The organism is Spiroplasma turonicum, from assembly GCF_001262715.1.
Lineage (GTDB): Bacteria > Bacillota_I > Bacilli_A > Mycoplasmatales > Mycoplasmataceae > Spiroplasma_A > Spiroplasma_A turonicum.
Window position 1 is genome coordinate 759,585 of record NZ_CP012328.1, and the last position, 12,616, is coordinate 772,200.

The window sequence follows — 12,616 nt, forward strand, 5'->3', positions numbered from 1 at the left end:
TATGATGATTACAAATTAAGGATCAAATTACTATAAAAATGTTCAACTCAATAATTACTTTCCAAAAAAGAAATTAGGTTATTTTATTTATTAATTGAGAAACTAAGTACCCTACTATAGTACTTCTATGAAATATGTTTGTAGAGTTTTTATCCTTATCAAAAATAATTTTTACATCATATTTATCAATTCTTGATGATAAAGCATATGATGTGAAAAAAACTATTTTATTATTTGATTTAACTTTATTATATAAATTAAAAATACCTTCAACTTCCATTCCGCCTGTAAAAAATAAAAATGTACAATCCTTAGTATTTACATCTACATTATAATTAGGAAATAATTGATCAGAAAGTTCAACCTCATTATTATTATTTCTTAAATAATAATATAATAATTTTGACTTTTCAAACAATTGATTTGAAGAAACAATTATAGTTTTATTATTTAACAAACTTCTAACATTGTCTAAGTCTTTTTCATATCTATCAAAAAAATTTATATAATCTATAAAATAATTTTTTAGTTCAGCAAATGATTTACTTTGTAAATTTTGACTCATAATTTCACTATAATTTTCTCTTTCAAACTTCAATCTATTTATTAACTCTCTATATCCACTAAAACCAAACTTTAAGGAGAATTTAGAAATTGCAGACTTGCTTAAATAACAAGTTTTAGAAAAGTCCTCTATATTTAAAAAAACATTATTATTAAAACTATTAAGTAAATTATCAACTATTATTTTTTTTGTTTCATTTTGGGTTGATATAGAAATATTTACTAATTTTTCTCTTAGATTCATTTTTTTCCTTTATTTACTAACTTTAAATAATACTTATATTAATTTACACTAAGTTAATATCTAGAAATATTATACATAAAATTATATTAGTATAAATTATATAAATATATTAAAAATGATTATAGGAAGTTTAAGATTTTTTACAATGTAAATATAGCTAACCATAATTAACTAATAACTATTTAATTATATAAAGTATTTTTAAAATAGAATAGTTATATATTAGTACATTTTTTTTATATGCTATCCATTGTACTTTTAAAAATTTATCATATAAATATATTATTTGTTAAGTAAGATTCTAAAAAGTATTAAAATAATATAATTTATATATTAAATTTACTTTTTTAAAAAAAAATAATATATTTCTATATTATTTCATTATTACATTTATTTGATTTAATAAAATTATTTAGATTATCAAAACTTATTTTTACCATATCATATACTGCTTGATCTGTGTAACTTCCTAAATGAGGTGTGAATAATACTCTTGGTTTTAATTCATATAGTTTTTGATATATTTCGTTTGGTAAATTTTCATTATGTTTTTTAAAAAATATTTCTGATTCGTTTTCTAATGTATCAAGTGCAACTTGTTTGATTTTTTTATTAATTAAATAATCATATAAATCATTATAATTAATTAATTCCCCTCTTGCTGCATTGACTATTATTGTTTGATTTTTAATTTTTTTAAATAGATCTTTATTTATAAAATAATCATTTTGACCTTTAATATATGGGCAATGGATTGAAATTAAATCACAAGATTCAAATATTTCTTCAATTGTTTTATATTCAAGTAAATCATTTAAATCATCACGTTTATATAAATCATAACCATAAATTTTTGCACCCATACCTTTTCAAGATTTAGCACATTCTATTCCAATTCTTCCAACTCCAACTATTCCAATTGTAGAGTTTCTGACTTCTTTAGAAAACATATGAGAATCCACGGTGAAATCTTTTTTTTGCATTTTATCATACATGTATAATATATTTCTAAACATAGCTAGACCTGTAGAAAAAGCAAGTTCACTTACAGAGTTTGGAGAATAAAATGGAACATAAGCCATTTTGATTCCTAATTGTTTTGCATAATCTAAATCAATATGATTTGTTCCAACTGTTCTTGTTAATAAATATTTAACATTAAAGTTCTTAATGGTATCTAAATTGTTTTTATCTGCTACGCAGTTTGCTCTTAATAAAACTGCATCATGTCCTTTAATTAACTCGACATTATCATGATTTAATAGTTCTTTTGTTAAAGTTAATTCATAATTATAATTCTTGTTAACATTTAAAAATATATTCTCTTCAACTTCTCTTACTCCAAAACATATTACTTTCATTTTCTACTCCTTTTATTGAACAAACATTGGTAAAGCACCAACAACAGTTGAAATAACTACTCATATTGGTAAAGTAATTATTGATAATAAAGTTGATAATGTTGTTAAATTACTTGCCATTTCTGGTGATTTATTATAAGAAATGGCATATGCAACAACTACATTTGCTGGTGGAGCTGCTGTCATAATAACCATAGCAGCTAAACTTTTTGAATTAAATGAAAAACTATTTGTATAGTGACCAAGACTTGCAACAGATATAATTAAAATTAAAATTATTGTTGGAGCAATTATTACTTTTATAAATGAAGCATATCAAAGTAATTTATCCTTCATAGCTAATTTTAAATTACCTTTGTTCATTGTCATACCAATTGCAAGTCAAGCTAGTGGTGTACAAATTGCTTGTAATGTTGTTAATATTTTATTCATTGGTGGGAATAATTTATCAACCCTTAATGGAGAGAAGTAATCTTTACCATCATAAGAAACAGCGTTAATACCTGGTATTAGTTGTGTAACTCAAATTACAAAACCTAAGAATGTTGCAATTAATATTGGATTAACGAAAATATTTTTTAAGGTTTGTTTTTTTACTTTTTTAGATTCAATCAATTCAACTTCAGTCATATCACTTTTTTTCTTTTTAACAGATATGGTCATATTTTTTTTACTCATAATTATAAAAGCTAATGAGTATAAAAATATTCTATACGGGATATTAAAAATATTTGCAGTCATGTTTGTAAACTCATCATTATAAATAGATGTTACAATTGGTATACCAAAAAAAGTTGTTGAAGCTAATGCAATACACATAGCTAAAGTATCTTGAATATCTTTTTCTTTTTTTAAAAAAAAGTATTTAGATATAAACAACATAATTGTATAAAAAGCAAATCCTATTAATAAAACTGATAGTTGCTCTTTTAATGATTCAATACTTGCATTTGTTAAAAAACCTTTTAAAGCAAGTGCGGGCAATCCAACAACCATAACAATTTTAATCATAACTTTTTCTCATTCTTGTTTAAATATTTTTTTATAAGCAAGTAAGTAACCAAGAAGAATTACACTGATTGTTGCAATAATTGCAGATCAGATATTTCATGATGATAATGTATTAACTAATGCATCAGTAACACTTGTAAGCATAAATTTTCCTTTTCTATATGAATATATAAATATAAAAACTAACAAATATATATTTATATATTGCATTCTAAAATTATTTTACCATATTATTTATGTACATTTATATATTTACATAATCTTCATTGTATTAAATTTTATAAAGCATTTAATAAATTTTTATTTATCAATTTTTAAAAAAATTATTTAATTCTTCGATACTTATATTTTCAACAATATTGTCGCTATTAGTTAAAAACATATATATTCTTTGTAATAATTCTTTTTTATTTTCAAATGAGTAATTTTGTTTTAAGTCTTCTTTATTAAATTTATTAACAACTTTCTCATTTAAATTAAACAAATAAGATAATCCAATTTTATTTATATTTAATTTATTTGAACTATTTGGTGAGTTATTTATATAATTTTTGAGTTGAGCGTATAGATGTTTATATTTTTTATCAAAATCTTTTATATTAAGTTCATCAAAAGAAGACCATTGTTTTAATTCTAGAAACAATAAATTGTACTGACTACTTGTTTTAGTCAATAATATTAAATCAGGTCTATATGGTCTTGGTTTAAAAGCACTATTTTTTATTTCTTTCTCAAATATTAATCAGGTATTTTTTAAAAAAGTTTTATTACTTTCATGAAAAAATAAAGTGACTAATGGTCCATAATTTGCAAATCAAGATTTTTTTTCAGCTGAGCTAACATTTTTTAATTTACAACAAGCTATTAAACACATTATTATTATTCAACCAGTGTTAGAGAGAAACTCACTTAAAGTCATTATAAATTTGGAGTTGTTGTTTTCTCCTAACTCAATTTTAGTTGAACACCATTTTATAAGCTTATTAAAGTTTTTATTTTTTCAAAGTGTTTTTCTTAACTCTTCTAAAATATAATTTGTTTGAGTAGATTTATAAATTTCAATATCATATTCAAGTTTGTTTAAGAAAAATTCTTTAAAAGTGCTATCAGACTTATAACTTTCATCTATAAATTTATTATTATTGCTTTTATCAATTTCTTTAAATAGATTTTTTAAATTATTATATTTGTCTCATAATTTTTTATTTTTTAAAAATTGAAATATTAATAATGTTAGTAATATTATAATAAATATGGAAATAAAAATTATTATAATTAAATAAATATTCATATAACTACCTCAATTTACAGTAATATAAATTATATAATTAGACATGCTTAAATTATTTTATACTTATATTTTATACTTTAAATATAAGTATATTATGAATTTTTGTGATGTATTAATAATAATTTAAAATAGAATTTTATGAATATTACAATGTTATATAAAACTAATTTTTTTAATATAACACACTTAACGTTAAAGATTATTAGGAGATTAGCTTTATAATATTAAACTTTTTTATTAATATCTTTGTATTTATTAATAATTTATAAACCTTAATATTAAAAAAAATAGAATTTTAAATATTTATAATGAGAACTTTTAAAAATTTATTCAGTTTAAACTTTTTAAATTTTAAAAATAAATAAAGTCTACAGTAAAATTAAATATTAAAATTTTATTTTGAATAATTAGTTTTATTTAAAATTAAACAACATATTACTATATTGATTTATTATTCTTAACAAATAATTTAATATATGTATAGAGTCCATAAACAAATGCAAATAAATTTAAAGTAAATAGTTCTAAAAAAACTAAAATTAATATTCATTTTATATTTTTGTCATTATTATAATTACCATATATATCTATTTTAACTTTTATATATCAAACATATATTATTGTTAGTGTTAATTGAATAGATATAATAATTGGAAAAATGTATCAAAAACTAAATCTTTTATAAATTCCTATATATATACAACTAATCACAAACAATAATGTAGTTACAATAAAAACTGCACAGCTAGAGTTTATTACAAACTTAGAGTTTTCTCTTTCATTTAATTTCATTTTAAAATCTTTCTAAAACTAACAATTGATAAGGTAATAAATGTTTGAAATTTATATTTTGATAATTATTAATAATTATTTTGTAGTTGTTAATGTTTAAAGTCAAAGGTTTGTTTTTTGATGTTCAATTAGTAATAACTAAAATTTCTCTGTTGTCAATTATTCTTTTATAACAATAGTCTAAATTATCATCAAACTCTACTTTACCCTTTGTAAATATTTCATCAGAAACTCTCAATGTTATAAGTTTTTTATAGAAATTAAATACTGAACTTTCATCATTAATTTGGTTATTTACATTTATTATTTTATAATTTTTATTTATTAATAAATCAATTTTTTCAGCATTTGAAAAACCTGCATTTAACGAATTATCTCATTGCATTACACTACGAGCATTATCACGAGATTTAGAACTTAATATTTTTAATACAGTTTCTTCATTATGGTCTAATAATAATTCTTTTGAATTACCTAATGTTTCAATATCTTTAAAATCACTTATGCTATTAAAACTCATATTAGTCATACCTATCTCTTCACCTTGGTATATAAAAGGAACACCTTTTAATAATGATGTAAACCCAAAAATAGAGGTTGCACTTTGGTATCAATAATTTTTATCATCTCCAAATCTTGAAATTGATCTTGGCTGGTCATGATTATTCATAAAGAGAGCTAATGTGGAATCATTATTTTGGAAATATAATTGTCATTCTTTCAATGTATTTCAATAAGAGGTTAAATTGGGTTTCGTATAAGTTCACTTATTATTATTTATGTAATCGACTTTTAAGTGCAAAAATGTAAATACACAATCAAGTTCATTATTATTTACTTTAGCATAATTCACTGACTTCTCTTTTGTAGTTGATGATATTTCTCCTACTGTAAAAAAGTTAGTTTCATTATTAAAAGAGTTTTTATTCATAAATTTCAAATAATTTTCTAAGCGAGCTCCGTCGGTATAAAATCTTCGACCATCACCCTCTAAGTCATCTTCAAATATATGAGGTTTATCATATAAATTACATACATCAAATCTAAAACCTTTTACTCCTTTACTTTTCCAAAAATTAAGTATTTTTAAAATTTCTAATCTTACTTCTTCGTTTTCTCAATTTAGATCTGGTTGTTCTTTTGAAAATAAATGTAAATAATACTTGTTTAATTTTGGAACAAATTCTCAAGATGAACCACCCATTTTACTTTTTCAATTTGTTGGTGGACCATCATTAACAGGATCTTTAAAATGATAATAATTTATATATTTTTTATCACCTTCTAATGCTTTTTTAAATCATATATGTTTATTTGAAGTATGATTTACAACAATATCAATAATTATTTTTAGATTTAAATCATTAGCCTTTTTTATTAATAAATCAAAATCTTTCATATCTCCAAAAACAGGATTTATTTCATAATAATCTTCTACATCATATCCACTATCTTTGAAAGGTGATTTAGTTAAAGGTGATATCCAAATACTTGTTATTCCTAATGATTTAATATAATTCAATTTAGAAATAATTCCTTTAATATTACCTATCCCATTTTTATTATCTTTTTCACAAAATGTTTGAGGAAATATTTGATAAATAAATTCATTTTTCATTTTTTATACCTACTTTATTTTAAAAGTTCAGCTGCTTTTACCTCTATATTAAATTTTTTAAAGTATTTAATTTTTGAAAGAACTATAGTTAGTCCAATAGAAGCACCAGCTGTTACTAGCATTGAAATCATAAATCATAAATAACCAGTTCCTGGTCATGTTGTAACACCATTTATTTTTGATTGCACTTGTACATTTAATATACCTAGTCAAGCACCATTACCTGAATTAGTTGCACTAACTCCAGAAATTACGGCAATTTCTAATCCTATACCAGTTGCTATACATGCTGCTATAAATGGATACATATGTTTTAGATTTATACCATACATTGCAGGTTCTGTAACACCTAAATATGCAGAAACTACTGAAGGGATACCAACATCTTTTGATCTTGGATCTTTTCTATTCATTATAATATAACCTAATACTGCACTACCTTGAGCAATTGCTTGCGCACAAGTTCCAATAAATAAGAAATTACCACCATTTTGAATAGTATCTTGTACAAATACAGCATTAAATAAATGATGAACACCTGTTAAAACAATTGGAGCATAAATAATACCTATTATAAAACCAAATATGTATTTGGCAATTGCGTTAGTAAATGCTCAAGATATACCAAAGCTAATTACTGATGCTACTATGAAACCAAATGGACCAATTACAAACATTGCTAATGTAAATGTTGGTAAAATAGTAACTAAAGGGACTAAAATTTGACTAACAACTGCAGGAGATTTTCTTTTAATTCATTTATTAATATATGCACCAACAATCCCAATTGCAAAAGCTGGAATAACTTGTGCTGTATATTGAATTTTCCATGGATACTTCATAAACCCTCAATCAAATGATCCATTTTCTAATTTACCCATTATATCTCATATTCACTCAAATTTACCTTCTGATCCTGCTGCCCCTGATACTTCATATACATTTAATAATGGAGGCACTAATAAACAAAGACCTACGACTATACCTAAAACTTGATCTGCTTCAAGTTTCTTAAAAATACTTCAACAAATATGTACAGGTAACCACCAAAAACAAACCTGAGCTGGTATTCATAAAAAATCATTTAGTCCTTTCCAAAACTGACCAGATTCAACAATTTTAAATCCATCAAAATCTGCTTCAAGAATATTTCTAAATCCTAAAATTATCCCACCTGCAACTAGTACTGGCACAATTGGAATAAATATCTCACCTAAAAAATTTAAACTTTTTAAAAACCAATTACCATGTTGTTGATTTGCAATTTTTTTATTTTCTTCTTTTGAAACACCTTCTACTCCAGAAACAATTACAAATTCTTTAAAATAAGTTTCTACAGTTGTACCAATTACTATTTGAAATTGACCTGAAGCTCTAAAAGTACCCTTAACACCTTTCATATTTTCTATTTCAGTTTTATTTATAATATTTTCATCTTTTAGAACTAATCTTAATCTTGTTAAACAATGAGATGCTGATAAAATATTGTCTTTACCACCTAAATAATTAACAAGATTTTCTGACCACTCTTTAAGATTAAAATCAATCTTCTCGTCTTTTTTCTTTTTCATAAAAAAATATAACCTTTCTATTGGAAACGTTTCCAATAATTTGATTATATACCTTTTTATAAAATTTTAAATAATTTTTCCATTTTTATAGATTTATTTAGTAATTTATTTCCAAGTCTATATCCTAATGAATAATAATCTATCACGATGTTTATATCAAAATTTTTAATAAATTGTGTTTTATTTAATCTTGTAATATCAGTTAATATAAATTTATTTCTTAAGTTTTTTTCAGTTAAATAATTATGTACAGATAAAGCAATTGTATGTGTTGCACTAACAATAATATCGGGTTTATCTATATTTATTATACTTTTAATAACTTTCATAACATCATCATATGAGTTGCTTTTTAATTGATAAGATACGACTTTGTTATTTACAATATTATTAATAAAGTTAGATTTTCTAATTTTTCCTGTGGTTAAATCATCATCAGTTATACCTATAAATACAATTTTTTTGTTATTGTATGTATGATCTATTTTAAAAGCTAATTCCGTGAAAATTTGGTTATCTTCTATACCTTCTGATAAAACATTATCAATTTGTCTATTATAAACTATTACTTTTGTTGTTCTAATTTTTTTAATTTGATCATATAATTCAGTTGTAGTTTGTTTTGGTAGTAATAATATTAATCCGTAAGAATTTCTATACTCTAAAGTTTTTAAATCTTTTTGATAATTGTTAGAGTCACCTGATGAAATGAATACAAAAAAATTGTAATTCTCTTCTGATAAAGATTTTTTTACACCATTTACTATTTCCATATTCGCTTTTTCTTCACTATTAAATGGTAGTATTAAGTATACATCTTTGTTTGGTTTTTTAATAGATGAAGCTGCATAATTAGGTACATATTCGACTTCATCTAATATATTTTTAATTTTTTTTCTTGATTCTTCAGATATATTATAATTATTAAAATATCTTGAAACAGTTCCTACACCTACACCAGCTTTTTTTGCAATAGTATGGTATGTAAATTTTTCTTTTTTCATATAGATATTTTACACTTATAAATATTAAATATAAACTAAATTATTAATGCATGCTGTATTAAACTTTTTAAAAATATTGTAAGTTTATACATAGAGCTTAATTTTAATTAAATAAATTTATTGTTTCCTTTCTAACACAAAAAACCAGTATTTTTATACTGGTCTACTAAGCTTACTTTTTGCTTGCTATATTTAATATATTTAACTTATTATTATTTTTTTAATTAAAAATAATATTTAACTTATTTTAATTGTTTTATAAAATAAGTGATCTACACTTAATAAATCCATTTTTTGTTCATCATAATTTATATTAACTTTTATATAAAAACAATTTAATTTAAATTCAGTATCTCCTTTATTACCTTTAATTGTAAAAGTGTTTCAACCATTTAAATGTTCATCATTTCCATCAACTTCTTTTAAGTCCTTTGTTTGTTCGAAAAATGGTGCTTGATTATCAAATTTAGACATTGCAGTACCTTCTAAACTAAATAAATCTCCAAGCTTAAATTCAAATAAATTATTTTTTGTATCGCCATAATCATCACCTAAACCTTTATTATCTTCACTCAACTTGAAATTTCTATATGTATTTGTATCACCACCATTTGATAATTGTAAATTATTATCGTTTTTTAATAAATTAACAAATTCTGAATCAGTTTTTCCATCAACATAGGTTAATTCTGTTGCTTGTTTTTTTTCTTCTCCATTTGTAGAGCAAGATGTTACTGTAAATGTTGTTGATATTGAATAAACTGATATCCCTAATAACGAAGTTATGCTCATTAATTTTTTCATTTTATAATCCTCTTTTCATTAAAATTATACAATATTAATATATTTTTTAAAAATTAATTGTAATAAGCTTAAATATTCAAGAATAAAAAACTATTAAAAACCAGAATAAACAACCTTAAAGAGACCTAAAAATTTTATATTATTTGGCTTCTTTTTTTATTGTATATGTAAGTTTGTAAAGAGTTTCTTTTAATAATAAATTCATCAAATTTATTTAAAAATTCTTGGATAATAAGAAATATATTTCCATATTCTGCAAAAAAACATTCCTTAAATCAACCATTTAATGCTTCTGTCGGAGCATTATGTTTAAAACCAGCTTCTGACATTGATAAAACAAAATTTGGGTAACGTTCAATTATGTTTTTAACCATATTAGAAGTGTTTGCTGTACCTCTATCCATTTGGATAATTGAATAATCAACTTTATAATTACTTACTACTTGCGAATTCTCACTGAAATCAAAATTGTAAGCAATCATATCTCGATTGTATCAATTGTATGCAAATTCTCATAATATTTTTGTTTTGTTCCCATTTATTATAAGATCTAGATAAGAACCATCCAAACCAATTTTATGAAAATTATATTGTGATTTAAAATCTTTTTTTAATTAAGTCTGGCACATTGCCCCTTTCACTAGTATATTTTTTTGCAACTCTATTAATTTTTGGTAATTTTGCAAGCGATGTTTATTTCTTAGTTCGTTTACTATTTTATAACTAATGTTAACTGCATGATTGTCCGTAATTCAAGAACTTACATTGCGAGCGCCTGAAGCACCATTTAATTTAGTGAACTTATTAATTAATTCAATTGCACGTTTATTATACTTTCGTTTTAACTTAGTTGTCTTACCTCTTGATAAAATATCATGATATTTTATTTAACACTTAGCATAATTTGAGTAATATACAAAAAAGTGCTTTACATTTATCCTTTAAACTAAGCTCAACTGAGTTATCATAAAAAATAATATTATAGGCATCATTTTTTCAAACCTTCTTACTTGTCTGTATCTTCATCTGTTCTTTTGATAAATTCATGCAAGAAGGCATGCACTTTTCGAAGAATTCTATTTTAGTCCTGTCATTCAATTTTTCTTTTTTTTTAAGTTTTTAATCTCTTTTTCAAGTTTTTGATTTTTTTTTAATTAATTTATTTTCTATATCTTTCTGCATATAAATATTAACCTCACAAGGCGAATAATCTAATTCACTTTCTAATTCATTAATATTATATCTTTTTACTCATTGATATATTTGAGCAACTCCACTTTTTAAATTTAAATCTTTTTTTATTAACTTTGGTTTTTCACCATTTAAAAATTTTTTTATAGCTATTAATTTTATCTTTTTATCTATTATTTTTGGCATAAAAAACAACCTTTCTTTTGAATATAATAGTATTTAAAGTATCACTAATATGGTCTCTTTAAGGTTGTTTATTCTATATATCATTATATTTTGAATAAAGATAATCCATCTTTTTATTTATTTCTTTACTTTATTAGAATCTTTATTATATTGTTCACCATTTTTTTCCTGGTTACTTATATTTAGAGAAGTATCACTTATTATTTTCCCATTAGTATTAAATGTATCATTAATTGAAGAAGTTATCTTTTTTCAATATTACTTTGATTAAAACTAGAATAAATTGTAACAGAATGAATTATTGGTTCATCTTTTACATCAATACCATTAGTTCCAGGAGTGTGTTTTACATAACCCCAAGCATGTCCTTCTACATACCCTTGTATAGAATTACCCGATATTCTTAACTTATATTTACTTCTACTATTTGTTGAATGATAATTTTCTTTATATACTTGATCTCTTTCATACATTATTCCACCAGAACCTGCATCACGTAAAGTTTTTAAGTTGTAATTTTTATTATATTTATCTCTAAATCAACCTCAACTACTATATCCATAAGCGTCATGATAATAACTTGCATCAAATTGATAACTAATACTACTATAATTATTTAAAAACTCTCCAACACTTCTTGCATAATCCAACATATTTATTATGCTAATTCAACCTGATTCTTTAACGTCTCCATGATCACCACCAGAAGTTGAAAATATATGAGCATTTGCAGTTATATTCAAGTTACTTTTACTTATAGTTGGGAATGTGGGATTATAACTATCACCTCTTGTACTAATCTCATTTATATCATTTTTAATACTTTCAAAATTTCCAACTTTATTAACATAATATTTAGGATTTAAAATTAAAAACCCATTTAAATTAAATAAAGCTATTAAACTTAATACTAATTTTTTCATCTATGTACCTCAATTCTATAACAAATAAAAAACTAGTGGAAGCTAGTATATGTTAT

The 12,616-nt window shown here is 22.6% G+C and carries 12 protein-coding genes; all 12 read right to left on the reverse strand.

Going from position 1 to position 12,616, the window contains the following annotated elements; all coding sequences use genetic code 4:
- Nucleotides 1-73 precede the first annotated feature (73 nt).
- The 12 genes from STURON_RS03355 to STURON_RS03410 all read right to left on the reverse strand — a co-directional run bounded on the left by STURON_RS03355 (nucleotide 74) and on the right by STURON_RS03410 (nucleotide 12,560).
- Nucleotides 74-808: a MurR/RpiR family transcriptional regulator gene (locus STURON_RS03355; protein WP_075048471.1), complete on the reverse strand. Its 735-nt coding sequence runs from the start codon at nucleotides 806-808 to the stop codon at nucleotides 74-76.
- 368 nt (nucleotides 809-1,176) lie between these two features.
- Complete coding sequence (locus tag STURON_RS03360) at nucleotides 1,177-2,169, reverse strand: NAD(P)-dependent oxidoreductase (protein WP_075048472.1); 993 nt, start codon at nucleotides 2,167-2,169, stop codon at nucleotides 1,177-1,179.
- 12 nt (nucleotides 2,170-2,181) lie between these two features.
- Nucleotides 2,182-3,324, reverse strand: coding sequence for an AEC family transporter (locus STURON_RS03365; protein WP_075048473.1), 1,143 nt, complete (start codon nucleotides 3,322-3,324; stop codon nucleotides 2,182-2,184).
- Between the two features lie 160 nt (nucleotides 3,325-3,484).
- Complete coding sequence (locus STURON_RS03370) at nucleotides 3,485-4,471, reverse strand: hypothetical protein (RefSeq protein WP_075048474.1); 987 nt, start codon at nucleotides 4,469-4,471, stop codon at nucleotides 3,485-3,487.
- A gap of 438 nt (nucleotides 4,472-4,909) precedes the next feature.
- Nucleotides 4,910-5,263, reverse strand: coding sequence for a hypothetical protein (locus STURON_RS03375; RefSeq protein ID WP_075048475.1), 354 nt, complete (start codon nucleotides 5,261-5,263; stop codon nucleotides 4,910-4,912).
- A gap of 1 nt (nucleotide 5,264) precedes the next feature.
- Nucleotides 5,265-6,881 (reverse strand): alpha,alpha-phosphotrehalase, encoded by a 1,617-nt coding sequence (locus STURON_RS03380; RefSeq protein ID WP_075048476.1) that lies wholly within the window; start codon nucleotides 6,879-6,881, stop codon nucleotides 5,265-5,267.
- 14 nt (nucleotides 6,882-6,895) lie between these two features.
- On the reverse strand, nucleotides 6,896-8,452 hold the full coding sequence (locus STURON_RS03385) for a PTS transporter subunit EIIC (RefSeq protein ID WP_075048477.1): 1,557 nt from the start codon (nucleotides 8,450-8,452) through the stop codon (nucleotides 6,896-6,898).
- Nucleotides 8,453-8,508: 56 nt separating this feature from the next.
- A complete protein-coding gene (locus STURON_RS03390) occupies nucleotides 8,509-9,456 on the reverse strand; it encodes a LacI family DNA-binding transcriptional regulator (protein WP_075048478.1) in 948 nt (315 codons plus the stop codon).
- Nucleotides 9,457-9,693: 237 nt separating this feature from the next.
- Nucleotides 9,694-10,260, reverse strand: a complete 567-nt coding sequence (locus STURON_RS03395; protein WP_075048479.1) for a hypothetical protein — start codon at nucleotides 10,258-10,260, stop codon at nucleotides 9,694-9,696.
- Nucleotides 10,261-10,394: 134 nt separating this feature from the next.
- Nucleotides 10,395-10,742 (reverse strand): hypothetical protein, encoded by a 348-nt coding sequence (locus STURON_RS03400; protein ID WP_075048480.1) that lies wholly within the window; start codon nucleotides 10,740-10,742, stop codon nucleotides 10,395-10,397.
- A gap of 637 nt (nucleotides 10,743-11,379) precedes the next feature.
- Nucleotides 11,380-11,637 (reverse strand): hypothetical protein, encoded by a 258-nt coding sequence (locus STURON_RS03405; RefSeq protein WP_075048481.1) that lies wholly within the window; start codon nucleotides 11,635-11,637, stop codon nucleotides 11,380-11,382.
- Between the two features lie 242 nt (nucleotides 11,638-11,879).
- Nucleotides 11,880-12,560 (reverse strand): hypothetical protein, encoded by a 681-nt coding sequence (locus STURON_RS03410; protein ID WP_075048482.1) that lies wholly within the window; start codon nucleotides 12,558-12,560, stop codon nucleotides 11,880-11,882.
- Between the last annotated feature and the right edge of the window lie 56 nt (nucleotides 12,561-12,616).